The sequence below is a fragment of the Edaphocola aurantiacus genome (assembly GCF_019797745.1).
Classification (GTDB): Bacteria; Bacteroidota; Bacteroidia; order Chitinophagales; family Chitinophagaceae; genus Edaphocola; species Edaphocola aurantiacus.
In genome coordinates, this window is record NZ_VOSI01000002.1 from 1 (window position 1) to 26,594 (window position 26,594).

19 protein-coding genes and 1 tRNA gene are annotated in these 26,594 nt (G+C 44.8%); 7 read left to right on the forward strand and 13 right to left on the reverse strand.

Going from position 1 to position 26,594, the window contains the following annotated elements; genetic code table 11:
• The first annotated feature begins 105 nt into the window (after positions 1 to 105).
• Entirely contained in the window at positions 106 to 624 is a 519-nt protein-coding gene (locus FTD44_RS04760; protein WP_222165410.1) for a hypothetical protein, read from the forward strand.
• 145 nt (positions 625 to 769) lie between these two features.
• Here FTD44_RS04760 and FTD44_RS04765 read toward each other — a convergent pair whose 3' ends face one another.
• Complete coding sequence (locus tag FTD44_RS04765; RefSeq protein ID WP_222165411.1) at positions 770 to 1,219, reverse strand: SymE family type I addiction module toxin; 450 nt, start codon at positions 1,217 to 1,219, stop codon at positions 770 to 772.
• Positions 1,220 to 1,363: 144 nt separating this feature from the next.
• Here FTD44_RS04765 and FTD44_RS04770 point away from each other — a divergent pair, with 144 nt between their 5' ends.
• On the forward strand, positions 1,364 to 1,759 hold the full coding sequence (locus FTD44_RS04770) for a helix-turn-helix domain-containing protein (protein WP_222165412.1): 396 nt from the start codon (positions 1,364 to 1,366) through the stop codon (positions 1,757 to 1,759).
• Between the two features lie 83 nt (positions 1,760 to 1,842).
• Here the strand turns inward: FTD44_RS04770 and FTD44_RS04775 are convergent, their stop codons facing one another.
• The 5 genes from FTD44_RS04775 to FTD44_RS04795 form a co-directional block, all read right to left on the reverse strand.
• Complete coding sequence (locus tag FTD44_RS04775) at positions 1,843 to 2,769, reverse strand: STM4504/CBY_0614 family protein (RefSeq protein WP_222165413.1); 927 nt, start codon at positions 2,767 to 2,769, stop codon at positions 1,843 to 1,845.
• Positions 2,770 to 3,432: 663 nt separating this feature from the next.
• Positions 3,433 to 6,279 (reverse strand): carbamoyl-phosphate synthase large subunit, encoded by a 2,847-nt coding sequence (gene carB, locus FTD44_RS04780; protein WP_222165414.1) that lies wholly within the window; start codon positions 6,277 to 6,279, stop codon positions 3,433 to 3,435.
• A gap of 258 nt (positions 6,280 to 6,537) precedes the next feature.
• The gene (locus FTD44_RS04785) at positions 6,538 to 10,131 is read right to left on the reverse strand and encodes a DUF7948 domain-containing protein (protein WP_222165415.1); all 3,594 of its coding nucleotides are present in this window, start codon (positions 10,129 to 10,131) and stop codon (positions 6,538 to 6,540) included.
• Between the two features lie 256 nt (positions 10,132 to 10,387).
• Positions 10,388 to 12,616 carry a choice-of-anchor L domain-containing protein gene (locus FTD44_RS04790; RefSeq protein WP_222165416.1) on the reverse strand — a complete coding sequence of 743 codons (2,229 nt, stop codon included), beginning with the start codon at positions 12,614 to 12,616 and terminating at the stop codon, positions 10,388 to 10,390.
• 433 nt (positions 12,617 to 13,049) lie between these two features.
• Positions 13,050 to 13,934, reverse strand: coding sequence for a nucleoside phosphorylase (locus FTD44_RS04795; RefSeq protein ID WP_222165417.1), 885 nt, complete (start codon positions 13,932 to 13,934; stop codon positions 13,050 to 13,052).
• A gap of 82 nt (positions 13,935 to 14,016) precedes the next feature.
• On the opposite strand from FTD44_RS04795, the gene FTD44_RS04800 reads away from it, so the two are divergent.
• The 3 genes from FTD44_RS04800 (at position 14,017) to FTD44_RS04810 (ending at position 15,260) form a co-directional block, all read left to right on the forward strand.
• Positions 14,017 to 14,087, forward strand: a tRNA-Cys gene (locus FTD44_RS04800).
• A gap of 89 nt (positions 14,088 to 14,176) precedes the next feature.
• A complete protein-coding gene (smpB, locus tag FTD44_RS04805) occupies positions 14,177 to 14,635 on the forward strand; it encodes an SsrA-binding protein SmpB (RefSeq protein ID WP_222165418.1) in 459 nt (152 codons plus the stop codon).
• A gap of 154 nt (positions 14,636 to 14,789) precedes the next feature.
• Positions 14,790 to 15,260, forward strand: a complete 471-nt coding sequence (locus FTD44_RS04810; RefSeq protein WP_129019944.1) for a hypothetical protein — start codon at positions 14,790 to 14,792, stop codon at positions 15,258 to 15,260.
• A 104-nt stretch (positions 15,261 to 15,364) separates the two neighbouring features.
• Here the strand turns inward: FTD44_RS04810 and FTD44_RS04815 are convergent, their stop codons facing one another.
• A complete protein-coding gene (locus tag FTD44_RS04815) occupies positions 15,365 to 15,850 on the reverse strand; it encodes a hypothetical protein (RefSeq protein WP_222165419.1) in 486 nt (161 codons plus the stop codon).
• Between the two features lie 240 nt (positions 15,851 to 16,090).
• On the opposite strand from FTD44_RS04815, the gene guaB reads away from it, so the two are divergent.
• Complete coding sequence (guaB, locus tag FTD44_RS04820; protein ID WP_129019945.1) at positions 16,091 to 17,563, forward strand: IMP dehydrogenase; 1,473 nt, start codon at positions 16,091 to 16,093, stop codon at positions 17,561 to 17,563.
• A 95-nt stretch (positions 17,564 to 17,658) separates the two neighbouring features.
• Positions 17,659 to 18,915 (forward strand): energy transducer TonB, encoded by a 1,257-nt coding sequence (locus tag FTD44_RS04825; RefSeq protein WP_222165420.1) that lies wholly within the window; start codon positions 17,659 to 17,661, stop codon positions 18,913 to 18,915.
• A 49-nt stretch (positions 18,916 to 18,964) separates the two neighbouring features.
• Here FTD44_RS04825 and FTD44_RS04830 read toward each other — a convergent pair whose 3' ends face one another.
• From FTD44_RS04830 to FTD44_RS04855, 6 genes are all read right to left on the reverse strand, one after another.
• The gene (locus FTD44_RS04830; protein ID WP_222165421.1) at positions 18,965 to 19,771 is read right to left on the reverse strand and encodes a formyl transferase; all 807 of its coding nucleotides are present in this window, start codon (positions 19,769 to 19,771) and stop codon (positions 18,965 to 18,967) included.
• On the reverse strand, positions 19,759 to 20,790 hold the full coding sequence (locus tag FTD44_RS04835; RefSeq protein WP_222165422.1) for a polysaccharide deacetylase family protein: 1,032 nt from the start codon (positions 20,788 to 20,790) through the stop codon (positions 19,759 to 19,761). The genes FTD44_RS04830 and FTD44_RS04835 overlap by 13 nt, the downstream gene beginning before the upstream one ends.
• Before the next feature lie 120 nt (positions 20,791 to 20,910).
• Positions 20,911 to 22,677 (reverse strand): DEAD/DEAH box helicase, encoded by a 1,767-nt coding sequence (locus tag FTD44_RS04840; RefSeq protein ID WP_246625347.1) that lies wholly within the window; start codon positions 22,675 to 22,677, stop codon positions 20,911 to 20,913.
• A gap of 92 nt (positions 22,678 to 22,769) precedes the next feature.
• Complete coding sequence (locus FTD44_RS04845; RefSeq protein WP_222165423.1) at positions 22,770 to 23,888, reverse strand: glycosyltransferase family 4 protein; 1,119 nt, start codon at positions 23,886 to 23,888, stop codon at positions 22,770 to 22,772.
• 27 nt (positions 23,889 to 23,915) lie between these two features.
• Positions 23,916 to 24,839: an alpha/beta hydrolase gene (locus FTD44_RS04850; protein WP_222165424.1), complete on the reverse strand. Its 924-nt coding sequence runs from the start codon at positions 24,837 to 24,839 to the stop codon at positions 23,916 to 23,918.
• Positions 24,840 to 24,845: 6 nt separating this feature from the next.
• Positions 24,846 to 26,543, reverse strand: coding sequence for an RluA family pseudouridine synthase (locus FTD44_RS04855; RefSeq protein WP_222165425.1), 1,698 nt, complete (start codon positions 26,541 to 26,543; stop codon positions 24,846 to 24,848).
• Positions 26,544 to 26,594 lie beyond the last annotated feature (51 nt).

The following is a 26,594-nucleotide window of genomic DNA, read 5'->3' on the forward strand; positions in this document are numbered from 1 at the left end:
GAAACCCCAAAAACAGTACATAAGTTAGTGCCCGGGCTGCTGCGGTTGCAAGAGCGGGATATTATTTTAGAGGTAATATTTTTTCACTTTCTAAACCCAAAACTTATGTCAGGAATCAATAATAACAGAGTAAACGCTGTAATGAACAGCGATCAGCTGGCCAATGTCAAAACCCTCTTTGCTGCCATACAGGCACAGCTGCCCTTTCTCGTAGGGCTAAGCCCGGCCGAGCGCATGAGCCTGCCCAAGATCAATGTCGGGAACAAAGCCTTTAGCGAAGATGCTGCCAATGCCCTGCGCAACAGTCCGCAGCTCTTCCCCTCTTTTCTCTCTGCAGACATGCTGCAAAACGATCTTAACCTCTTTCATCAGCTAGACGAGATCAGTGCCATATGCAGACAGTTGTCGGAGCGTATAGAAGATACCCGCATACTGGCCGGTAGTGAAGCCTATACTACGGCATTGAGCATATACCGCATAGCTGAGGCGGCAAGCATAGCCGGTATGCCCGGCAGTAAAGCCGTGCACCAGCAGCTCAAGGAGCGCTTTAACTACCGCCCTGGCAGTGCCACCCCACCCACCCCTGAGGAGGGGGCAGATACCCCAGACCTAAATGGAATCTGATCAAAAGCTAAATGAACGCAGCTCGGAGCTGAATAAAGCTACCTAAAAGCTAAATAGAGGGTAGACAACAGCTAAATGAATGCGGAAAAATGCTGCGACCGCGGGGCTTTTTGCACAATTGCATTTACCTAAAAGCTGCCCGGTCTCAGAAAAAAGGTATATCCAGCCACCCCAAACCTGAATGGGATTGAGGTTTGGAGTTAATGCTATTAAGCTTTTGGGCAGGTGCATTTAGTTTTGCAACGGCTTCATTTTGCTTTTTGTCGGCCACATACGGCACGTTGGTGCGGCGGCGAGGCTTTCTACCGGCAGCAGATAGCTCTTTAGCCACCGCATGCTGCTTAGCTGCGGCTGCATGCTGGTCTGTACCGGGCGCATCGACCAGCTGTATGACTAGCCGCTGCTTACCGGTAGTAATCTGTATGTGCTGGCCGGGAGCAAATCCACAATCGGCCAGCCACTTGCCCGCAAGCCTTATCTTGGGGTATATAACATGGGTTTTGTACAGCAGGTGGGCATTATAGGTTACATGATGGTCATATACCTTTACGATGCGAGGCTTACGCACCACCGGGCCATTAGTTTTCTTAGCCATAAAGCGAGTGTTTTAGTTATAGCACAAAGCAAAGGCATGTGGCCTACCCGTGCGGGTGTTACTTACAGGTAAAATACTGCGGTGGCAATACCGGTAATTAGTATAGAAATGTGTAATTTTCCAGTCTGAAAAAACAATTGACCTATGACCAAAACAACCAACCGTAAAGCGCACGAAGGCCGCAACATAAAACGCTTTCGCGAGATGCTGGGCATTAAACAAGATGCCCTGGCCGCAGACCTGGGCCATGACTGGAACCAACAGCGGGTATCGCTGCTGGAGCAGCGCGAGACTATAGAACTGGATGTGCTGCAACAGATTGCAGCGGTGCTACACCTGCCGGTTGAGGCTATTCAGAACTTTGACGAAGAACAGGCGGTGAATATAATATCGAATACATTTAACGATCAATCAAACGGATATAACTATTATCCTAATTTCCATTTCAATCCTTTAGATAAGATGGTGGAGCTCTACGAGCGTATGCTCCTACAGCAGAAGGAGATGATAGATCGACTGGAGCAATTGATAAAGAAGTGATTATAAATGAATAAGGAGCCCGGTGGGCTCCTTATTCATTTATGTGAGGACGAGCGAGGGTAGATGATAGTGAGAGCAGTTATTTAGACAATGCCACTTTGCTCAATTAAAAAAATAATGTTTGCTCCTGTCAAATTTAAAGCATACCTCGTCATCTCGTCATCTACTTTTTGAGGAATATATCCTTGTCCATGGCCTCCTAATTTATTTCTTATTGTAGGAATTCCACTTTCTAATAAATTCTTTAATGACGTAAATTGGTTTTGAGTAAAAGTTGGAACCAATTCATTTAGAAAACAAGTTTGAATCAATGCTTTTGCGGTATCAGTGTCCTTAAAGGTCCAATTTCTTTCCTTGCAAATTATCTTCATTGTGCTTTCAAAAGCTTTTAATGCCTCTGTTAAGCATTCCTTATTTCTACCATGTCTATAATGTTCGTGTGCTTTGAGATATTCTTCATTGGCTCCTTTAAATTTACTATTCCAAAGTAGATTAATAGTTGGCTTTACTATTTCAGTATGTATATAAGATGAATCAATTCTTATAATTTCTCCTTCAAAAGCGTAACCAATTCCGTTTTCTTTAAATCGCTCATTTAATTCAGATATTGCTTCATCTGGATTCATTTTTACAGTAGTATTATATAGATATCTATCATACATTTTATTTTCAACAGTTTTTATACATTTAAAAGCAACTTCAACTACATCCAGCACCTCTTCTGTGTTTGCTTCAAGAATGAAATTTAGAACCTCCCATTGCTGACTTCTTCCAATATTATTTTCAATAAGTTGAAATCTCCCATATTCTCTACAAATTATATCATATACATTTTTATATGCCTCTCCTACAATATCATCTCCATATTGCTTGTTCTTACCAAAACAGTCATCTATTATATGAACGATTTGTACTCGGAGTTTCTGTGAAATACTGTTATAAGTATATATTTCAGGAACTTCCCCACGGAGTTCCTTTTGCCTTTTCGAAAAAAGATTAAAAATTCCCATAAACAATTGCATAAATTAAAATCAAACATATAGTATTAATATCTATTTCTCAAAGGTGTATTTCCCCTAAAAAATATGAGAAAAATACCCACTGGCGCGCTCCCAGCGCGTGCCTCAATCCTACAACCACTAAACAAACAGTAAGACCATAGCTTATACAAACCGGGTAATCTCAAGGTGTTACCAAAGGAGATATCTCCACTACGGTCGATATGACGAAGTGAGTGTTCCCGTCATTTCGAGCACAGCGTAGCGGCGTCGAGAAATCTCCTGAAGCAAGTACCAAAGGAGATGTCTCCACTCCATTGCACTGGCGTGAGTGTTCCGAAGGGCCACTCACGTCTATATAATTCCTGCCCCGATTGCATCGGGGCCTTTTTACAAGCTCCCGATACAATCGGGATAGATGATTGGGGTCTTAGTGGCCTGCGGAACACTAAGACCAGACAAGATATAAGAGGAGATATCTCCATTTCGCTACGCTTCAGTCGATATGACGAGTGAGTGTTCCTAAGCTGGCGCGCGCTCCCCAGCGCGTGTCTCAAATCTAATAACAGTAAGACAAACCGGCACACGAGGTGCCTGCGCTAGCGTACAAAGTGAGTATACGACAAAAGGCTACCCGATGGATAGCCTTTGCTATTGTATTATGTTATGCAGCAATTACTTGCTTAAGTGCATGCTTCTTTCTTTGTACAGGGTTCTAAAGTATGGGTCTCTCAGATCTTTGATGAAGCGGATAGCCTCTCCCGTGCTCTTCATCTCTGGCCCTAACTCTTTGTTTACATTAGGGAACTTGCTGAAGCTGAATACCGGCTCCTTGATCGCATACCCTTCCAGGTGCTTCTCGATGGTGAAGTCTTTCAGCTTCTTATCGCCCAGCATTACTTTGGTAGCAATGTTCAGGAACGGTACACCATATGCCTTGGCGATGAATGGTGTGGTACGGCTGGCACGAGGGTTGGCCTCGATTACAAACACGCGACCGTCTTTGATGGCAAACTGTATGTTGATCAGACCTTTAACGTTCAGTTTCAGGGCTATTTTCTTCGTAATGTCTTTCATCTCCTCAACTTCCAGTTTACCCAGGTTGAAGACAGGCAGTACAGAGTGGCTGTCTCCGCTGTGGATACCCGCCGGCTCTATGTGCTCCATAATGCCCATGATGTATACTTCCTCTCCGTCACAGATGGCATCGATCTCGGCCTCCTGGCAGCGATCCAGGAAGTGGTCGATCAGGATCGTATTGCCCGGCAGTATTTTCAGCAGGCTTACTACGCTCTCTTCCAGCTCCTCGTCGTTGATAACGATACGCATGGCCTGTCCGCCCAGTACATAAGACGGGCGCACCAGTACCGGGTAGCCTACCTGGTTGGCTACTTCCATAGCATCGTCGGTAGTGTAAGCGGTACCATATTTTGGATAAGGTATTTTCAATTCTTTAAGCAGGTCAGAGAATCGGCCACGGTCTTCTGCAATATCCATATTGTCGAATGAGGTACCGATGATCTTAATGCCTTTGGCATGCAGGCGTTTAGCCATTTTCAGGGCCGTTTGTCCACCCAGCTGTACGATAACGCCTTCTGGTTTTTCATGCTCGATGATCTCCCACACATGCTCCCAGTATACCGGTTCGAAGTACAGTTTGTCTGCAATGTCGAAGTCGGTAGATACGGTCTCAGGGTTACAGTTGATCATGATCGCCTCATAACCACACTCTTTGATAGCCAGCAGACCATGTGTACAACAGTAGTCAAACTCGATACCCTGACCAATGCGGTTAGGGCCTGAACCCAGTACAATGATCTTTTTCTTATCGGTTACCTTAGACTCGTTCTGCAGGATATCTTCAGAGCCGGTTTGCAACTCTTCGAAGGTGCTGTAGAAGTATGGAGTTTTGGCTTCGAACTCGGCACTACAGGTATCTACCATTTTGTAGACACGGGTTACACCCAGTTCTTTACGTCTTGTATAAATCTCTTCCGGAGTGCAATCGCCCATCAGCTCAGCAATCTGCTCATCACTGAAGCCCATTTTCTTGGCTTCAAACAGTACTTCTTTAGGCAGGCTGTGCGATTGTTTGTATTCCTTGATCTTTGCTTCCAGTTGTACGATCTCCTGGATCTGGTACAGGAACCAGCGATCGATTTGTGTCAGTTCTCTCAGTGTTTTGATAGAGATACCTACTTCCAGCGCTTCTTTGAGGCGGAAGATACGGTCCCATGTAGGGCGCTTCAGGTATTCTTTCAGCTCTTCAGGGCGCATGCGGCTGCGGCTGATAGAGGTAAGGCCGATAGCATTGTTCTCCAGGCTCTGACATGCCTTTTGCAGGGCTTCAGGAAAGGTACGTCCGATAGACATTACCTCACCTACAGACTTCATCTGCAGGCCCAGTGTATCGTCAGCACCTTTAAATTTATCAAAGTTCCAGCGTGGCATTTTTACGATTACGTAGTCCAGCGCCGGCTCAAAGTATGCAGATGTTGTTTGGGTGATCTGGTTTTTCAGCTCATCCAGGTTGTAGCCTACCGCCAGTTTCGCAGCGATTTTGGCAATCGGGTAACCGGTTGCTTTAGAGGCCAGTGCAGAAGAGCGGCTTACGCGCGGGTTGATCTCGATGGCGATGATCTCTTCGGTCTCCGGGTTGAGGGCGAACTGTACGTTACAGCCTCCGGCAAAGTTTCCGAGATTACGCATCATATCTACTGCGGTATTACGCATCAGCTGGAATGCTGTATCGCTCAGGGTCATAGCCGGTGCTACAGTAATACTGTCGCCGGTATGGATACCCATCGGGTCAAAGTTCTCTACAGTACAGATGATAACTACATTGTCAGCAGCATCTCTCAGCAGTTCTAATTCAAATTCTTTCCAGCCCAGTACTGCTTTTTCTACCAGTACCTCATGTATAGGAGAGGCTTTAAGACCGGCATCCAGTGCCGCTTCCAGCTCATCTTTACTTTTTACAAAACCACCTCCGGTACCACCCAGTGTGAAGGACGGACGGATAACCAGTGGAATACCGATCTCCTGTGCAAACTCTTTACCTTCCAGCATTGAGTTGGCTACGCGTGCAGGTGCTACGGGAATACCCATCTCCAGCATCCACTCGCGGAACAGGTCGCGGTCTTCTGCCTTATCGATTGCTTTAATGTCTACCCCGATCAGACGTACATTATACTGCTGCCAGATACCCAGCTCGTCTACTTCTTTACACAGGTTCAGCGCAGTCTGTCCACCCATGGTAGGCAGTACGGCATCGATATCATTTTCCTTCAGTATCTGTTCTATACTTTCCGGAGTCAAAGGTAACAGGTACACCTTATCCGCAACTATGGGATCGGTCATGATCGTAGCAGGGTTACTGTTGATCAGTGTTACTTTGATTCCTTCTTCTCTTAAACTTCTGGCTGCCTGAGAACCGGAGTAGTCAAACTCACATGCCTGGCCTATCACGATAGGACCGGAGCCAATAATTAAAACAGATTTGATGGAAGTGTCTAAAGGCATTTTATATATGTTTATTTTTATTTTACGGATTTATGCTGCACTCGGCCCCAATCATTGTATCGTGAGTACCCTCACCTATAGATACAAAAAATCGGGCTGGCGCCCGAAGTGCAAAACTAACACAATTATGCTTTCTGCACAAGTAATTATTCAGAAGCTTGTGCCGATACCTGCCTATTTATATATAGAGTATAGCTATTACATTTATAAAAAAGCCCGGGAGGTGGACACTCCCGGGCTGAACTTTAACCACATACCTTATCGTAATAAGGTAATATCTCCTTTGTATGTTTTCTTCTCTTTATTAGGCAGTTCTACTATAATTATATACTGATACACACCCTGGTCACAGGCTTTCCCGTTATAATTACCATCCCAGCCGCTCATCGGGTCAATGGTTGTAAACACCTGCTGACCGTAGCGGTTATAGATCTCGAACCGCAGCAGCTTCTGAAACTGTGCATTGGTCAGCCCAAAGACATCGTTGCGGCCATCGCCATTAGGAGTAAAGGCATTAGGCATAATAGGGTCCTGAGGGTAGCGTACATCTATAAAGATATCTGCGGTATCCTTACAGCCATAAGCATCTACACCCACCACCGTATACGTCTTGGGCTCGATAACCGGGTAGGTAGTCGGGCTCTGCTCTCTGAAATCGTGAAATGCCCCCAGCGGATACCAGGTATAGAACACAGCCCCTTGTGCCGACATGGTGATCTCCTTACCATAATCGACCAGTGTGCCGCTAGGCGGGGTGATGCCAAATAGCGGTGTTGGTGCCCTGAACTCTACCGTAAGCTGTTTTGTAGTGGTACAATGTGCTTTAGGACTGCTTGCCGAGAAAGTATAATGGTATACCCCCACAGGCATCCAGACATAGTTGGTGGCAATATTGGCCGCCCTAAGACCTGTAACAGGTGTCCAGTTATAGATATAATTAATGGTATCTGGCAGTACCTGTACCGGTATCATAAGACTGTCCTGACCGCAGGCGGCAGTATCGTCTGTCATTATAATCTGCGGATATGGCTCTGTAACTGCATGAAAGGTAATGCTTCTTGGCGGGCAGGTAGCCGGTGCGCCGGGTTGTGTAACGGTAAATACAAAGTCCTGGTTCTGGGTAATGACCGGGTTTATGGTCAGGTTGCCCAGGTTATACTGTGCCGGTGCCCAGCTGAACTGTAAGCCCGGGTCTGTAGCCCCGGTTATAGAGATCTGCGTACCCGGACAATAGGCCGGCAGCGGGGTCGTCAGATTGGCATACAGCGCATCATATATATATATGGTATCTCTCTTTACGATATCGGTTGGGTTCAGACAGCTGCATGGCTCCAGCAGATCGATGATCAGCATCTTGGTTCCATTGGCTGGCAGCAATCCTGCTACATCAATCGTACGGCTGGTCTGCATCGCGGCCAGCTGTATGGTGTCGGGCAGGAAGGTATAGTCTGTTCCGTTCACGGCCGATCCCGATTTATTAATATGCAGCACTAAAGGAGCAGTCGTATCGCCTGTGCGGGTAAAGGTGATCTTGGCAGGATTACATCCTCTTACTGTATGCTTATTTGGACTATTGGCCCCGCCACCCGTAGTCACCGTCATATCGACCGGTATACCGGTTTCATACTGTATCTTAAAGGTTACATTATCATTGACATACCCGTTAAGCTTGGTGGGGGAGTAAGCACTCGCAGTGGTTGGAAAATTGGGAGCACCGGTACATACAGCCTGGTAGAAAATCCCTTTCGGGTCAATGCGGCAGACACCAGAGTGAAAGTGCTCACTGTTCGGATCTCCGAAATAGCTGGCAAATTTAAGCCCGGCAAAATTATCCCGGAACACGGCCATGTAAAATGGCTTGGGACTGGTATCTATAGCATTGGTCGTAACCGGCATACCGGTTTGTTTCAAAGACCAGGTAAATGTAGACACTGCAATGTTGCCGCACTTATCTACAATCAGGGAAGAAGGATAGATGTCGCCCATAAATCCTGTTCTGAGTCCGGTACGGGTCGATGCTATGGAGGCCGTAAGTGCAGGGGTCAATTTATCAATAAACACCAGTCCGTTAGCGACCAGCCCCTGTGCTGCGGTATTGGTTACCGGGTAATTGCCCTGGCTATTGCCCGCCACATATACGTTATGACTACAGTCAAAGGCTACCCTAAGTGCATAATCGGTCGTATCGGTTCCTATATAACTGGAAGCCAGTATACCTGGATTATTATTATTAATAACGGTCACAAATCCATCTAAACGGCCACCGGGTCTTGTGGGCTTGTATGCCCCAAACGATACCGGGTAGTTGCCGGATATGGTGCTGCCAACAATCGCTATACGGTCTGCATTAGGGTCGTACTCTACAGCACAGGCTCCGTCCCAGGCACTACCGCCAATGTAGGAACTATATTGCAGGGTTGTCAATGAAGGATTGAGGCGGGAGATGATTGCATCATGCCCTCCGCCTAAAGTATTCTGAATGGCACCGGGTGTGGTCGGAAAATCTGTGGACCCTGAATTACTGGTAATCCAGATATTGTCCTGGTTATCAAAAGCCAGATCAACCGTACTCTGTCCATAGTTGCCGGGAGCATATGGTGCAAAATAGATCGTGTTCATGTAATAAGCTTCCGGCCCCGTACCGCCCAGGTAGGTACAACCCACAAGTGCCGATCCGGCAGCGTTGAACTTCACTACATACATATCAGAAGTCCCCTTAAGGCTGGGCTGGTACGCTCCGGCCGTAACCGGCAGTGTCGTCGTCTCGGTATAGCCGGTCATGACAAGCTCCTGATTATTCGTAACCCGCAAACTACTTGGGAGTATTCTGCCGAAACTGCCTCCGAAATAAGTGGAGTACACAAGGGCCGTACCGTTGGCATTATATTTATTGATGCCGATACTAAATGTACTGGGCACTGTGGTCTGGTAGGCACCGGTTGTGGTAGGCCAGCCCCAGGCAAATACGGTCGCTGAAGTGTAGGCATTACCCGCTGTGTCATAAGTAGCCCCGTAAGCATTTACGCCTCCTTCAAACGGGTTTCCGTTATTATGTCCGCTGTAGGTGGCAAATACAACAGAAGGGTCTATGATCAGTTCATAGGCTTTATTATATCCCTTAGGGAAATAGTAAGAGAGTACTCCTTCTTTGAAGCGGTAAGCAGAAGGGACCATTATCTTCTTCCCATCAATCACCTGGTAACAAACGGGAGCCTGCTCCACTACTTTGTTTACAGTCGTGGTAATTGCTAAAGACCCATCCCGCAATAAAGCCGGCTGTACCCCATCGAATGACAAGGCAATCTGCTGCGGGTCTGCACCGGGATGCACAATAAAATCGTACTTCAGGTTATCGCCCGAAGCACCATATATTTTAAAATCAACACCATTATAAATATCATGCTGCCATACAGCGCCATACAGCCCTACATTTCCTGCCCATTTCTTCGGATCATTACCGATGAAGTAGTTATGATACGCCTGCTTCTTGTCTGCCGTTGTGTAGGTAACACCAGGATTGCTGCCTACAAAGTTTACGTTATAGGCATGTCCATGAAGCACAGGCTCTTCAGCGTCTTCAGATGTTTTTGCATCATGTATTTTCCGGATATCTTCTTTGCTGACGAAGTTGTATACCAGTCCATGATCGGTAAGAAACAGTACGCCATTGTCGCTCAAGCTGGCTTTGTACTTTGCTTCGGCAGTCCATTGTCCTTTGTTTTCTGCAAAGGTCATTTGCTGCACCTGGTGTTCGTGCGGTGCGCTTCCGGTGGGTGATCCGGGAGGAGGCGTTGCCCAGCCGGTGACCGCACCGAACCCGGTCAGTCCGGCCAATAGCCATAATTTGCCCATAGTGATAATTTTTTACAATTGATAAATAGGGTTACTCAGGACATTAGGGTAAATGTCCTGAAATGGATTATCAACAATGGGAAATGCTGAAACTACTGTCTTATTGGGATTTGTCAGTACTCAAATTTACGGAGAATCACAAGCATTATTATCTTGTGCTACAAAAACAGTACAAAAGTATGGGGTCACTGCCCTAAAACAAAAATCCCGGAACGCATAGCGTTCCGGGATTTGATGGACAAAGTTGATATATATCTTATCGGAATAAGGTTACCGTTCCATTATATGTCTTAATCGTTTTGTTGGGCAACTCTACTACAATGATGTAGTTGTATACTGCCTGGTCACAACCCTTACCTTCAAATGTACCATCCCATCCTTTCAGCGGATCTATGGTGCTGAACACTTGCTGGCCCCAGCGGTTGTAGATTTCAAAACGAAGCAGTTTCTGGAATTTCGCATTCGTCAGTCCGAATACATCGTTCTTACCATCGCCGTTCGGCGTAAAGGCATTAGGCATGATCGGATCTAAAGGATATTTTACATCAAGGAAGATCGTAGCTGTATCCTTACAACCATACTCATCAATACCCAGGACACTATAGGTTGCTGGCTCCAGCACCGGCAATGTTCTGGCTACCGGCATGTCTGGATTATAGAACTGACCCGGAGGGAACCAGGAGTACAGTACTGCTCCCTGTGCGGACATATCTACTTCCGTACCATAAGGTACTACGGTGCCGCTTTGTGGTCTTACATAACTCAGGTCAAATGGCGGACGCACATTGATATTAATATTATGAGTGGAAACGCAATGCGCCTGCGGTGTGGTCACTGTAATTGTATAAGGATAGGTGCCTGGCGGACGGAACAGGAAGTTGGTTCCGATATTGGTTGCCCTTAAGCCTGTACCCGGCGACCAGTTATACAGATAATTGACAGAATCGGGGTATACAGACACCGGTATGACTGCCGAATCCTGGCCACAGACGATGGTATCGCTTGGTGCTGATATAATAGGATACTGCTCTACCAATGCATGGTATGTCTTACGTCTCGGAGGACAGGTTGCCGGTGCTCCCGGTTGTGTAACGGTTATCGTAAAATCTCTTGTTGTCAGTAACGTAGGGGTTATGGTAAGGCTACCGGTATTGTACTGCACCGGCATCCAGCTGAAGCTCAGACTAGGATCTGTTTCTGCTGTGATAGAAATCGTCGTGTTGGGACATACAGCCTGCTCTGGTGTAAGAATATTTACATACAAAGAGTCCAGAATATATACCGTATCTCTTTTCAGAATAGGAATAATAGAAGCGCCTGCTGCTACTGAATCGGGATGTAATACACCAATGATTACATATTTATTGCTACCCAGTGGTGGTAACAGACCCTGAATATGCAGATCAACTGTGCTGGAACCTCCTGGCACTACCAGTGTAGGTGCAATAAAAGCATAGTCGGTACCATTAACTGCTGTACCGCTCACCTGCAGGTGGAAGGTAAATGGTTGTAAGGTATCACAACCTAATCTTTTATAACGGATTACAGCCGGGTTACAACCTCTTACGGTATGCAGCTTATTAGAACCGCCACCACCACCGGTTATATTTTCGGTTTGTACCGGTGTACTCATCAGGCTTCCTGCTTTCAGGAATACCCCTGAGTTCAGCGCACCATCTACTGCATCAGCAATCGCTAATTTCAGGTGGTAGGTCTGACAAGGAATTACGTCCTGTATTGCAGTCAACACGGTAGTCATACCGTCAAAAACAATATTCGGGTTTGCAGTTGGAATAAGGTTATCTACATAATAGGCGGTAAAAGGAGAGCCTGGTGCAATAGCATTACATGTGGCTATATTACCATTGATACCTGCACCCGGATTTACGGTATTGATCGCGATCGGCACATTGGTACCCGGCACCAGGGCTATATTTCTTTTGGTCGGAATAGCTGGAATATTGGATACAATACCCGGGCCGGAAATCAGGAATGCAAATACATCATTAAAGGATGAACAGGCATATTCCGGATACTCTTCCGAACCAAATACATACTGAAAGCGCACCGTATCGCCCGAAGGAATAAAGTCAAACTCCAGCACGCAGGCATTGTTGGTAGCCGAGCCATTGATAATAGAGGTCAGGTCGCCATCGCCCGGAGTGTTACCACCCGTATAACTCATGCCCTGTGTCGCAATAGCATCTACACCTACGGTAAACGTTGCCGTATTGGTCTTTGCAGAACCGGTTGTGAGTATGATACCGCTATCTATACCCAGATTACTGGTTCCGGAAAAGGTACCACTACCTGTAGAGCGGCAAACCAATGTTGGATTCATTGTTACTACACCCTGTCCGACAAGCTTATTGACGAGCTGGGTTGCGGTAACATTATCAATAACAGTTAGCTGCGCCTGACTCAGGGTGAAGCTGCAGCACAAAACTAAAAGTACACTTATGATTTTGTGTAGATATCGAATCATAAATTATAGATGATTAGTGATTAGGTTAATTATTTAAAAGATGTTTCACATGCTACTGTTCAACATACATATAAACCAGGTAAAAAGTATAGAAGTTGCCGGCGGCCGGTGTACACAAGTAAGCAGAAGTATAATGAGTTATACCTTACAATGGTGTAAAAAAAATATAAGACAAACAAGTAAAGGTCATGATGGTTAAAGCTTATCTATAGGGTTCAAATAGGTATTTATTGAAAAAAATCTCTATAAATATAAGCAATAATTGTCATGATTACAATGATTATTTAAAAAATAATTAACACTATAGAAAAAAATCAGGCCCTATATATAAATAACCATAACCTGTCTTTTCGTAAGTCATTCATTTATAATTCAATAGGGCGTATTCTGTAGAATACGCCCTATTGAATTATAAATGGGGTAAAACAAGGTGCTATTCAATCAGCAGTGCAAGCGATTTTTCGATCATTTGCGTAACGGAACGCGATCCGTCTTTGGTAAATTCTTTTGTCTGACGATTTGCGATAATTGTATTGATGGAGAGGCAATGGTGCCCCATGATGCGCCCCAGTCCGTAAATGGCAGAGGTCTCCATCTCAAAATTGGTAATGCGGTGATCTCCGCAACGGAACCCCGCAAGGGAATCGATAAGGTGCGGCAAAGCCGGTGCCATACGGATCTGACGACCCTGAGGTGCATAAAACCCCGGACAGGTAACGGTTATACCATGTATATATCCTTCTCTGGCTGGAAATTTGTTCAGCAGTTGAATAGAGCCTTCGGCCATATAGGGCTTGATCGCTGATGTTTCCAAACGACTGTGTTTCACAAAAGCATCTTTGATAAAGGCCACTTCTGCATTCTCACTATAATAATAGTAGTGCAGCAGATTATCCAGACCGATGCCGAAGGTGCTGACCACAAGACTATCTACCGGTATATCGGCTTGCAAAGCCCCGGAGGTTCCCATTCTGACGATTTCAAGTGTTGTATGGTCTTCTTTAGGAAGGCGTGTACCGAAGTCTACATTCACCAGGGCATCCAGTTCGTTAAGGGTAATGTCTATATTATCCGGTCCTATACCGGTCGAGACTACACTCAGGCGTTTATGCCCTATATACCCGGTATGGGTTATGAACTCCCGGTGTTCTTTTTTGTGCTCAATACGGTCAAAATACTTAGAGATCATAGCTACCCTTCCAGGGTCTCCTACAGTAATAATGGTGTTGGCAATTTCCTCGGGATGAACATCGAGATGGTAAATACATCCTTTTTCTGTTATGATCAGTTCCGATGCACCGATAGGGTTTCCCTGCATAAATAATCTCTATTTTTATTTGGAATTTTAAACAATCAAACTTACCTTTGCTGTCCTCTAAATCGCGTATGCGATACGTTTTGGTACCGTGGCCGAGAGGTTAGGCAGAGCTCTGCAAAAGCTTGTACAGCGGTTCGAATCCGTTCGGTACCTCACAAAAATACAGAAAGCATCACATAAAATAAGTGGTGCTTTCTTTTTTTATTTCTTAATTTTGATAGGATTGTGAACCTGGTGATCAGATGAGTAAACAAAAACAACCTAAAGTATACATAAAGAATAAGCCTGCAACTTTTGAATATGCCATTGAAGACAGACTGGTAGCAGGTATCATGCTTACCGGATCGGAAATCAAATCGGTACGTTTGAATAAAGTAAGTTTTAACGACAGCTATTGTTTTTTTCATAAAGGCGAATTGTGGATTCGCAGTCTGCATATTGCACAATATGTAAATGCCGGGTATGTAGGCCATGACCCTACCCGCGAGCGCAAATTACTGTTGAATAAAAAGGAACTTAAAAAGTGGGCCCAGAAAATAAAGGAAAAGGGATTCACCATTGTGCCATTATCTATGTTTATCAGCGACAACGGCTATGCCAAACTGGAGATCGGTTTGGGTAAAGGAAAGAAGCTGCATGACAAGAGAGACAGCATAAAAGCCAGAGATGCAGAACGTAGTCTTAAGAATAAGGATTGGTAAATTTCCTGAATTAATTGTTAAGGCATAAACATTATTCACCTATTTATTTATTTTTGTGCTGAAACCATAGATTTTGATTATACAGAATTAAACCTTTTGCATATCAACACTCTAAGTATGAACAACTATTAAAAACAAATAAAAAAATAGAATTATGAAAAAAATCCGCATTATTGCTTCCGCAGCTTTATTATCGGTAACGGCTTTAGGCGCTGTTACTTTGTCTTCTTGTACTAAAGAAGATTGTGCTATTGGATACGAAGGTTCTGACTGTACTACTGAGATCAGAGAACAAATGATTGGTACATTCAATGCAACAGACGTTGACAACTCAACAGGAACTCCATATACTTATACTCCGGTAGTATCAAAAAACAACAGCGTTACTGTAGTAAACATCGCAAACTTCGGTGACTTCTTCACTAACACTGAATTAGTTACTTCTAATGTAACCAAATCAGGTAACACTATTTCATTCAGTATCCCAGCTCAAAAACCAGATAACATTTATACTGTAACTGGTTCTGGCCAATATGACGTGAGCACTAAAAAAGTAACAATTACTTACTCTTTAGATAACGGTGTTTCTATTAAAAACTACACTGGTACCTGGACTAAACAATAATCCGTAATACCAATTAAGTTACATAAAGAAGCCTCAGGAAATTTCCTGAGGCTTCTTTATGTATACATGTTCGCGGGATCTTCATCTGCGAACATATTAGGTTCTTAGAAACGACTAGCCTTTTTATCAGAAGTAGACTGAGTGTTTTGTTTGTTTTCATCAAAACGGGAAGCTTTTTTATCAGCAGCGTCTTTAGCTGCATTTTGTTTTGCTTTTTCGTCATCAAAACGGGAAGCCTTTTTATCTTTGATAATGTCTTCCTGTGTTCTCGGTTTTTCCGGAACTGGCTTAGGCGTTGGCTTGGTTGTTACCGGCTTGGTTGTTGATGGTTTGCTTGGTTTAGCAACAGTACCACCACTTGCAGCAGCGGCAGCAGCAGCTTGTGCAGCAGCCAGAGAATCTTCAGCTGCTTTTCTCAGCATAGAATCTTTTTCAGCAGCAGCGGCAGCAGCGATAGAATCTGCTGAAGCTTTTGTCATAGAGTCAACCTGTGCCTGAGTGTATGTACCTTCATTGGCATTATCTCCGCCACAAGAAGCAAAAGTCACGGCACCGGCAAATGCGGCTAATACTAAAATGCGTTTTTTCATTGTTTATGATTTATTTGTTTTGAAACTTTAGTTGTCTACAAAGATATTATGCAAAAATTAAAATTCACCCTAAAAATAGTATATAGTATGTTAAGAGCGGGATTTATGCAATTATAATTATACTATTTGATACGATTTCCGGTAAAAAGTAACCCTTTACACCTATATGATGCAAAAAAATAAATAAGTGCATAAAAAGATAATTTTTGTAAAACAGAATTCTTAATACTATCTTTGCATATGGCAGCAAAATCTAGCAAGTTTTACGGCGAGGGACTTACCTTTGATGACGTCCTCTTAGTGCCGGCTTATTCAGAAGTACTTCCAAGAGAAGTAAACATTTCCACCAAACTTACCAAAGACATTACCCTTAACACGCCCATCATTTCGGCCGCAATGGATACCGTTACGGAGGCGAATCTGGCTATTGCATTGGCGAGAGAAGGCGGATTAGGTATTCTACACAAGAATATGAGTATTGATAAGCAAGCTGAGCAGGTACGAAAGGTAAAGCGCTCAGAAAGCGGTCTTATCCTCGACCCAATTACGCTGCACCCCGACCAGACTATTGGTGATGCTCTGAAAGTGATGAGAGAAAACAAGATCGGTGGTATTCCGATCGTGGACAGCGCACACAAGCTGGTAGGTATCCTTACCAACAGAGACTTACGTTTTGAGAAAAACGTGAAAAAGAAAGTTTCTGAAATCATGACCGCAGCCAACCTGGTGACCGCACCAAATGGCACTACCCTTCAGAAAGCGGAGAAAATTTTACAACAACATAAGATTGAAAAATTACCGATCGTAGATAAAGCCGGACAATTGATCGGCCTCATTACTTTCCGTGATATTTTACAATATAAGAGCCACCCTAACTCCTGCAAGGATCAGTTCGGTCGCCTGCTGGCAGGTGCTGCCGTAGGCGTTACTGCAGATCTGCTGGAGCGTGTTGAAGCCCTGGTACAATCAGGTGTGGATGTGGTAACACTGGACAGCGCACACGGACACTCTAAAGGTATCCTGGATGCAGTGAAGCTGGTTAAGAAAAACTTCAAAAATCTACCGGTTATCGGTGGTAATATCGCTACTGCTGCAGGTGCCCTGGCCCTGGCAGAAGCTGGTGCTGATGCCGTAAAAGTAGGTATCGGGCCTGGTTCTATCTGTACCACCCGTATTGTTACCGGTATAGGTGCTCCGCAGCTGACTGCTGTGATGGAAGCCGCTGAGGCACTGAAGAAAAAAGGTATTCCTGTAATCGCTGATGGCGGTATCCGCTACACCGGTGATATGGTGAAAGCTATCGCTGCAGGTGCAGCCTGTATTATGGCCGGTTCTGTATTTGCAGGTACCGAAGAAAGCCCTGGCGATACCATCATTTATGAAGGCAGAAAATTCAAATCTTACCGTGGTATGGGTTCTCTGGATGCAATGCAGGATGGTTCAAAAGACCGCTACTTCCAGGATGCTGAAGATGATGTGAAGAAACTGGTACCGGAAGGTATTGTAGGTCGCGTTCCTTATAAAGGTACTGTAAGCGAAGTGGTACAACAATTCGTTGGTGGTCTGAGAGCCGGTATGGGATACTGTGGTACTTCTACTATCAAAAAATTACAGGATGATGCACAGTTTATCCGCATCACCAGTGCAAGTATGGCAGAAAGCCACCCACATGGTGTGGTGATTACTAAAGAGGCGCCAAACTATAGCCGCTAATTCATTTTACATTCTTATAATAAAACAGGCAACCATATATGGTTGCCTGTTTTATTATAAGAATAATCCTATATTTATCCCTTCAAATCCCTGACATGCAAAAGATTACCCAAACCATAAAATACACTGCAGCATTGCTTCTCCTTGGCGGCACCACCCTGCAGGCACAAAAAATAAAAGAATACTACCCCGATGGCAAACTGTCCTTCAAAGGCAATTATGCTTATGTATGGGGAGAAATGGAAAGTTATGAATACCCTGAAGTGATGCAGACACGCTCTGCAAGATGGAGTAACCGCTTTGCGGAACTGGACCAGTACAGCAACCTCATACCCCGCAAGCAGTATGACGGGAAATGTACTTTTTATTATATCAACGGAAATGTATACTATACGGGCACTTATGAGCATGGTGTAAAACAGGGTACATTTACCTTTTATCATATGAACGGAAAGGTTGCGGCTAAACGTAATTATGATCATGGTATGGCTTCCGGCACCTGGGAGTCCTGGGATGAACAGGGCAGAATTGCCACGCAATTCCATTATACTGCTTTTTCTACCCAGGTAATGAAAGAGATCAGTAACTATGTATTTGAAGAAGTTGCCGACAGAGACCATGGCAGCAACAGGAAATATATGGATTCGGTGTTCTCCAGCATTTACCAGCAGGACTGGAAAGATGAGCTGGAGCCAGGTACTGCAGCAGAAAGGGAAAGCATCCGTACTATAAAAAAATATGTAGAACAGAACCTGTTTAAACGCAGTATAAAAGACGGATCATTTAAGGTCTGGAAAGAGGGACAACCATACATGGAATTCTATTTCAAACAGAATAAACCTGCCGGAACCTGGAAAGTATGGGAAGACGGGCAACTGGTTTGCAATATGAACCTGGATATACCTCGTCCGCCACGTCCGGCTCAGAGAGAGCTTCAGACTATAAGCCTTTCAGAAATGGGAGGGTCAGGAGATCCGAATGCAATCGATCCGGGTATTACGGTGGCTGCACCGGTAGAAGGTGTTCCACAATCGGAAAGGGTATTTACCTCTGTAGAACAAATGCCCGAATTTCCCGGTGGTCAGGCAGCTCTGATGACTTACCTGAGTAAGAATATTATATACCCCGCTGAAGCAGCGAAGAAGGGAATCAGTGGTAATGTGATTTTAAAATTCGTCGTAACCGAAAAGGGAGACATTGAAGATGTGCAGGTAGTACGTAAGGTCAATCCTCTGCTGGACAAAGAGGCCATACGTGTAGTGAAAAGCATGCCGAAATGGAAACCCGGAAAGCAAAATGGGAAGGCCGTAAAAACACAATACAATCTGCCGGTACGATTTGTACTGCAATAAATAAAAGAAAATGGGAGGCAATAGGCCTCCCGTTTTCTTTTATTTATGCTTAATCTTTCATTGTAATAATTGGCTTCTTCGCTCCTGAAGCTTCAATTAGCTTTTGCATAGCTTCTTCGGCTTTCTTGAGTGCTTTTACCTGTTGACTGCTCCAGTGCTTCGTAAGGTATAACTGGCCCTGACTTGTATCCTGCGTAGCAAATACCAGGGGTAACTCTTTTTTGATATGGGTTATAACCTGCGACATCGCTGCAGCTCCACCTCTTGTCAGCTTCATATTGATGCTGTTCGCCGTATCGCTTACTTCTATCTCCGGCCGCCCTTGTGTTACGATATCTCCCCCATCTATTTTCGAGGATATTTTGTGAATCGTGAAGCCGATATTATTTATATCCTTATTAATCATCGCCCACTCTGTACAGTTTGATCCTTTATAATATGGAGAAAGCCCCCAGTGCAGGTTGAGCACCAATGGAATGCCCTGCAGGGTTTTGTTCCGGATAAGTGTAGTTCCTTGCACGATCACCAGATCAGGCTGTAGCTCATTCAGCAAAGCCACTACTTCAGGGCTGTTGATATCTTCTACCGTCTGCAGTGGTATATGGCTATTCATTTCCTGCCACTGGTCTCCCAGTACACGTTCATACCCTGCTCTGATCTTATGGCGTTGCATAAAATGACGGGCTATGATCGAAACCGATTTCAGGATACCCTTCTCCATTATCTTCTTCAGGAGGTTCGATCTTGAGTTTTCCCTGATGACCAGCGCCAGCTGATGGTCTTGCGCAATCCTGTTTACGAAATAATTCAGGTGTACAGGTGTGCCAATCAGTGCGACGATTTTTAATTGATCCATTGCTTAAGTTTCGTTTTCAGTTGGAAGGAAGATCTGAATTTATTGAGCGCCATTTTCCCATCCTGTACCAGCGGGTTGAAACGATGCAGTAACAGTTGTCCATGAATATAATGATCCAGGGGGAAATAGTTCTTTTCCATGATCGTACTGATACCGGTATGCATACCTGCTTCCGCAGCTATTGCAATAATGCGTTCATTAAAACTACCGTTGGGGTACGACACCCAATCGGGCTGTCTTCCCAGCAACTTTTGTAATATGTCCTGTGCAGTCCGGAACTCCTTGTTTACCTCTTCTTCCGACAGGTTGGTCAGCACTTCATGGGTATGGGTATGATTGCCAATGTGAACCAGCGGATGCCGGGCAAACTGTATAAATTCCTGTTCAGTCATAAAGCGGTTGGCATCATATTGTACATCCAGCGCGTGTTTACCAAAGTTGGTTCTGATATACGCTTCAATCTCGCTTAACCGCATGCCTTTTAAATGTATGACTTCTTTAAGAATAGCCTCATCTGTCTGACCGGATTGCTTCCGGTAAAAATACAAGGCATCTGACCAGAATATTTTCCCGTTATACAGGTAATCTGTAGGCACAAAAAAGAGTGCGGGTATATTGAACTCTTCTAATACCGGCAATAGGTTGATGTTATTATAATAGCCATCATCAAAAGTAATCAGGCCATATTTCTTTGCAGGGTCGAACTGATCCGCTCCGGCAGAAAAGGGTCCGGTAAATACATATCCCTGATCCAGAAAAAAATGAATGAAATTCCGGAAATCCTGCACCGTAAGCCGTTCCTGCGGATAAAGCAGGTTATGCTTGTAGTCCGATGACTTTTCCAGGCAGGCATGAAATAAAAAAGTATTTAAAGCCGGTTTTTCTCCGAACATCTTTACATAGATATTCGAGGACAAGTTATCAGCAATATTGAGCAGCGATTTTACAAACATATCATTTGGGTCAGTGCGTACATCTTTATTTCCGGCAATGATACCGGCAGGCACATTTCTTCCCATGCCGAAAATAAGATTAAATAAGACTTGAAACTAAAAAAGCGGAGTGATTTTTCACCGGGCTTTACCCTGTTAAAATCACTCCGCTTATATTAAAGGGTTTTGAACCCTATGCTTTCATGCTTAGTTATTGAAAGGCTTTCTGGCTTTAGGGCCACGTTTATCACCGTAGTCTCCTTTTGGCTTATTGCCACCACCATAAGAATTACCTTTGCTGTAGCCACCTTCACGACGTGCGCCGCCATAGCCACCGCCACCGGATCTGTTACCGCCACCTCCGAAAGAAGGTTTGTTATCAGCTTCTTCTACACGCACCTTACGGTTATTGTATTTACGGGAGCTGATGTTTGCAGAAATATAATCCAGTGCATCTGCAGGAATGTTAAAGAAGCTGCTCAGTTCTCTTACAGTGATCTTAGTGATCATATTACCATCAAAGTCTGTTTGATCGGTAATGAACTGAATCAGTTTCTGTGTATTCAGACCATCTTTGGTACCTAAGTTGATGAACAGTCTTACTGAACCATCTCTGTTAGCACTTCTTTCAGTTGATTTCTGCTCGTATCCAGAGTTTAAGTCCGGAGCATCTTCATAAGAAGCAACGGTATCTTTCAGTTGCAGCCACAGTAAACGTTGGATCAGGTCTTCTTTGTCAATGCCTTCAAAGCGCTCGTTGATTGCTTTGCTCATTTTTTCGCTGAAGTGAGTCTGACCTTCTGTCTCTTCAATTTTCTCCATGAAGTAGAACAGGCGTTTACGCACTACTTCATTTCCATCAGGAATATCAGATTTGTTGAATTTCGTTTTTGAAATGCGTTCGATCTGACGGATCTTTCCGATTTCTCTTGGAGTAACGATAGACATACAGATACCAGATTTACCGGCACGGGCAGTACGACCACTACGGTGCGTATAGCTCTCTACATCTTCCGGTAATTCGTAGTTGATTACGTGGGTGATATCGTTAACGTCAATACCACGGGCAGCTACGTCAGTTGCAACGATCGCCTGCAGCATTTTACGTTTGAAGCGATCCATTACTTTGGTACGCATTTTCTGATCCATGTCACCGTGCAGTGGGCTTACATGATATCCTTCACGCATCAGTTTTTCAGAAATATCCTGAGCATCCTGTTTGGTGCGGGTAAAGATAATACCGTAAATATCCGGTGCGAAATCCAATAAACGTTTCAGGGTATCATAACGGTGATGAGCGCTGGTCACAAAGTACTGGTGATCAATGTTCTCATTCGTTACGTTTTCTCTTGCTACTGCAATCTCTTTAGGATTATTCATAAAACGCTTTGCAATGCGTCTTACGTCATTATTCATGGTTGCAGAGAATAACCAGGAGGCTTCTTTCTTTTCTGCATTTTTCAGGATGAAGTCGATATCATCGCGGAAACCCATGTTCAGCATCTCGTCTGCCTCATCCAGTACCACTGTTTTCACGTGGTCTAAATTGATCACACCGCGCTCCATCAAGTCCATCAGACGACCCGGTGTTGCAACGATGATATGCGGACGGCGTTTAATTTCTCTGATCTGTGCGCCGATCGGAGTACCACCGTAAACGGCAACAACTCCTACTCCAGACAGAAATTTACTATATTTCACAAATTCTTCCTGAATTTGCATACACAATTCCCTTGTAGGACTCAATACCAAAGCTTGAATTTCGCCAAGTCCCTCTTCTATACGGTTCAGCAAAGGAAGCCCAAATGCCGCGGTTTTACCGGTACCTGTCTGTGCCAGGGCGGTAATGTCAATGTTCTCACGAACCAAAAGCGGGATGGTCTGTTCCTGAATTGGGGATGGTGTTTCAAATCCAATTGCCTTTACAGCCTGTACGATTTCCTCTTTTAATCCGAATTGTTCGAATGTAATCATTACTATTTTTTGAAATAAGCTGCAAAGGTACGACAATTCTGTCATACTCAATACTTTTATTATATGACAGCTATTTATCTTTTATGTAAACCTCATACAAGTTCCTGGTAAACCTGCATCGTATGTCCGGCAAAATGGGCTGCTGTGAATCGTTCTGCATACTTCAGTGCTTTTACGATCTGCTCCTGCCGCTTGTCTTCCCGTGTCCATAAATGGGCAATGTGCGCAGCAAGCGCAGCATCGTCAGAAGGATGTACATACAGGCTGTCCGGACCACCAGCCTCTTCCAGACAGCTGCCGGTAGCCGCAATAACCGGAACGCGACACTTTATGGCTTCCACAATAGGAATACCAAAGCCTTCAAAAATACTGGGATACACAAATATAGTTGCCAGCTGGTATATGGCAGGAAGATCGGCAAATCCTACATCAGAAAGGACTTTTACCCTGTGCTGCAAATCATGCTCCCGGATGTATGCTTCAACTTCCGTACTGTAATCCGTCTTTTTACCGACCAGCACCAGCGCAACATCTGCGGGTAGTTGCTTTAATGCTTTTACAATCAACAGTACATTTTTGCGCGTTTCAATCGTGCCTACGCTGAGCAGGAAACGCTGGGGCAGCTTATATTTTGCAGCCACAGCTCTTAGCTGTTCCGGAGGTACTGATTGTTCAAAAATCTCATTGCAGGTCTGGTATATAACCCGTATTTTTTGTGCAGGTATTTTCATATACTGCACCAGGTCTCTTTTGGTTTGTTCACTGATGGCAATGATCAGATCGGCTTTATCACAGGCCGACTTTGTTTTAAACCAGTATATTTTCCGGTCCAGGGCCGGATACAATTCGGGGAAGCGCAGGAAGATAAGATCATGTATGGTCACTACATATTTTACCCCCTTAGGTGTATTGCCTGCCGGCAGCTCTGCACTGAGGCCATGATACACCTGAATATCTTTTTTAGGTAAGGTATAAGGAATCCGGAAACTTCTCCAGAAAGAAGACAAAAGCTTGCCGGGAGATTGTATCACCTTTACCCTAGGCATGTCAAAAGCCTGATCAAACAGGCTTGGACCCTGCAACAGTGGTGTGTATAACAGGTATTGATGCTGCGGATAGTATTGATGCAAAGCCTCCACGAGGGAACGACTATAATTTCCCAGGCCGGTACGATTCTTAAAGGCTCGTTTTGCATCAAAAGCGATGTTCATATCCTGCAAAATTAGTTCATTTGTGATTTACTTTCCTGCTTCAGCAGTTAAGAAATCATGTACGTCGCCGATCCACTCAGCTTTATATCGGTTCAGATAGTTTTCATGACCCGCAAGCGGGTATATCTTCAGCACTTTTCTTCCCCGCAGATTATGGTAAATAGCCTCAATTTCGGACCGGCTCACATACTTGTCGCTGCCTCCTGAAAGTAATAATACCGGGCACTTAATCCCCGCAGCATAATCTATCGGGCAATGCTCAAACGCATTGAACTGATTCTCTACCCCACCCCATAACACCAGCAAATGTGCCATAGGAAATGCCGGCACACCCATAACTGAAAAGCGTGCTGATACGGTTTGTAATAAACTTCCGAAAGGACATTCTAATATCGTAGCCTGTACCGGTACGCCTGGTGTCTGGGACAAATAGCGCATAATGGATACCGCACCCATTTGCTCCAGTAGTTTTACACTTTCGGCTACCTGCTCCGCCTCTTTGTATCCGATAGTGGTCTCATTACCTTTTGCTGCACCAGCCCCCATAAGATCGATCAGTAAAGTGCTGTAGCCCTCGTTCAGAAATGCTTCTGCCCGGTCGAGCATACCGGCTTTACTGGAGCCATAGCCATGACAGATCAGTACAATTCCTTTACTGTCCGGAGCTTTGATATACCAGCCTTCCGTAGGGTGGCTTCCTCCTATTTTAAGGGTAACATATGATTGCTGAGGAGTTGTAAACAGTTGTGGACGCGGGTTATCTGCACCGGTCAGAACGGCCGATAATTTTTGCGAGAAGGACAGTGCATCAGGCTTTACTCTCTTCTCCGTTGTCGGTTCAAAATGGGTAAAGCGGTATGCGTGCAAGGCCGCAACAATATTCATCAGCAGCACGATCAAGCCAATGCTCCAGAGCAGGATACGCCGTTTCTTTCCTTTACGGATATACATATAATTTTAAAATTCAGGGTCTACCTGGAATGAGATCATTTGTTTGGTCGCCGGGTGCTTCACCGACAGGTACTCTGCGTGTAAATGCAGCCTGTTTGCTTTGGTACCGTATAGGTCATCGCCCACGATAGGCATATTCAAACCCAATGAGTGGGCCGAATGCATTCTCAGCTGATGGGTGCGCCCGGTTATGGGATAGAAATAAACACGTGTCTTATTTCCTTCTATACCAATCACCTGCCATTTGGTTTTAGAGGGTTTGCCATACTCATAGCATACCAGCTGATGCGGACGGTTATCGAGATCTACCCGCAGTGGCAGATCAACAAAACCCTCTCTCTGCTCCAGTACACCATCCAGCAGGGCAATGTAGCGCTTCTGTATTGTTTTTTTGATAAACTGGCTCTGAATATAATGATGTGCCTCTTTGGTCTTTGCTGCAATCAGCAGGCCGGATGTAGCCATATCAAGGCGATGCACCAGTAATGGACCTGTAGCATCGGGATACCGCTTCTGCAAAATGCTCAATACACAATCCTGTATATTGATGCCGGGCACGGACAGGAAATCTGCCGGTTTATTAACCACGATGATGTATTCATCTTCGTATACCGTTTTAATCTGGTCGCCCAGGTCTTCCTGTACCAGCATGGGATTATCATCGGTCTCCATTCCTTCCATCATATGTGCCAGTATCGGCTCGCACTTGCCTTTACAGGCCGGATAGAAATAGCCGTGCTTCCTGATTTCTGAAACAGGTGATTGCCCCCACCAGAACTCGGCCATAGCCAAGGGTTTTAATCCATACTGAAAAGCATATTGCAGCATTTTGGGTGTGGCACATTCGCCAGCGCCTGCGGGTGGATTTTCAAAAATCTGCGGATCAAAAATGGCCCTTACATTTTTATATGTTCCATACTGGTTGATAAAGTTATATTGCTGAAAAAGCCATTCCTGGAGATGGGCAGACTGTTGTTTGCGCAATTCTTTCAGCCGGTCTATCTCCTGTTGGAATCCGGCAATAGTCTGGAGTAACGAATCGGCATCCTGACGACGCTGCTGTGTGTAGTAGCGCAGGTATGCACTATCTGTCACACTTTCCTTAGCCAGGGCATCACAATACAGTTCATACTCCGCTGCATCCAATAGGGTCTTTTGTTCATTTCTCCTGCTTTTACGCAAAGCTTTCTTTTCGCGAAGCTGTTCTTTTAGCTGAGCGATATCTGCAGCCACTGCAGATTCTTCAAGCGCTGTAGCTGCAAGTGCAGTTGTATATTCCGGTTCCGCTTCCAGTGCTGCTATTTGCAGGGTTACCTGGTGTATCTCCTGTTCTCCTGTTCTGAAAACGCCGCCTTCTCTGAGCATATCAAATACCGGCGGCACAAAGCGGCCAATCGTATTAGAGTTGGCCAGCTTACCGGAAAAAGCGGTCAGATACCCTACCTGGCCGTCTTGGGTCTGCACCAGCAATACGCCGAACATCTTACCGATAACCAAACCGGCCCGTCCTTCCTGTAATCCGAAGTTATGTTCCCACTCCTGTTGCGATTGGAGGTATTGCTGCAATGCAGCTACCGCTTCCAGACATAAAGGATGCGGCTCGTAATAAAACGGGAAGGTAAACCGCTCCGGCAATTCTGATGGAGCAATCTCCCGTTGGAAAGGAATAAAACAAGTTGGTACTTCCGGCACACTAATCGACATATACTATTCTCTGGATTTGAATCTGCAAAATTAAAACAAAAATAGAGTTAC

Excerpts from the sequence above, each read along its gene's own strand:
- FTD44_RS04835 (WP_222165422.1), bottom strand. The coding sequence starts at position 20,790 with ATGGGAAGAAATGTGCCTGCCGGTATCATTGCCGGAAATAAAGATGTA.
- carB (WP_222165414.1), bottom strand. The coding sequence starts at position 6,279 with ATGCCTTTAGACACTTCCATCAAATCTGTTTTAATTATTGGCTCCGGT.
- FTD44_RS04850 (WP_222165424.1), bottom strand. The coding sequence starts at position 24,839 with ATGTATATCCGTAAAGGAAAGAAACGGCGTATCCTGCTCTGGAGCATT.
- FTD44_RS04840 (WP_246625347.1), bottom strand. The coding sequence starts at position 22,677 with ATGATTACATTCGAACAATTCGGATTAAAAGAGGAAATCGTACAGGCT.
- FTD44_RS04775 (WP_222165413.1), bottom strand. The coding sequence starts at position 2,769 with ATGGGAATTTTTAATCTTTTTTCGAAAAGGCAAAAGGAACTCCGTGGG.
- FTD44_RS04845 (WP_222165423.1), bottom strand. The coding sequence starts at position 23,888 with ATGAACATCGCTTTTGATGCAAAACGAGCCTTTAAGAATCGTACCGGC.
- FTD44_RS04790 (WP_222165416.1), bottom strand. The coding sequence starts at position 12,616 with ATGATTCGATATCTACACAAAATCATAAGTGTACTTTTAGTTTTGTGC.
- FTD44_RS04810 (WP_129019944.1), top strand. The coding sequence starts at position 14,790 with ATGAAAAAAATCCGCATTATTGCTTCCGCAGCTTTATTATCGGTAACG.
- FTD44_RS04815 (WP_222165419.1), bottom strand. The coding sequence starts at position 15,850 with ATGAAAAAACGCATTTTAGTATTAGCCGCATTTGCCGGTGCCGTGACT.
- FTD44_RS04785 (WP_222165415.1), bottom strand. The coding sequence starts at position 10,131 with ATGGGCAAATTATGGCTATTGGCCGGACTGACCGGGTTCGGTGCGGTC.
- FTD44_RS04760 (WP_222165410.1), top strand. The coding sequence starts at position 106 with ATGTCAGGAATCAATAATAACAGAGTAAACGCTGTAATGAACAGCGAT.
- FTD44_RS04830 (WP_222165421.1), bottom strand. The coding sequence starts at position 19,771 with ATGGATCAATTAAAAATCGTCGCACTGATTGGCACACCTGTACACCTG.
- guaB (WP_129019945.1), top strand. The coding sequence starts at position 16,091 with ATGGCAGCAAAATCTAGCAAGTTTTACGGCGAGGGACTTACCTTTGAT.
- smpB (WP_222165418.1), top strand. The coding sequence starts at position 14,177 with ATGAGTAAACAAAAACAACCTAAAGTATACATAAAGAATAAGCCTGCA.
- FTD44_RS04795 (WP_222165417.1), bottom strand. The coding sequence starts at position 13,934 with ATGCAGGGAAACCCTATCGGTGCATCGGAACTGATCATAACAGAAAAA.
- FTD44_RS04855 (WP_222165425.1), bottom strand. The coding sequence starts at position 26,543 with ATGTCGATTAGTGTGCCGGAAGTACCAACTTGTTTTATTCCTTTCCAA.
- FTD44_RS04770 (WP_222165412.1), top strand. The coding sequence starts at position 1,364 with ATGACCAAAACAACCAACCGTAAAGCGCACGAAGGCCGCAACATAAAA.
- FTD44_RS04765 (WP_222165411.1), bottom strand. The coding sequence starts at position 1,219 with ATGGCTAAGAAAACTAATGGCCCGGTGGTGCGTAAGCCTCGCATCGTA.
- FTD44_RS04825 (WP_222165420.1), top strand. The coding sequence starts at position 17,659 with ATGCAAAAGATTACCCAAACCATAAAATACACTGCAGCATTGCTTCTC.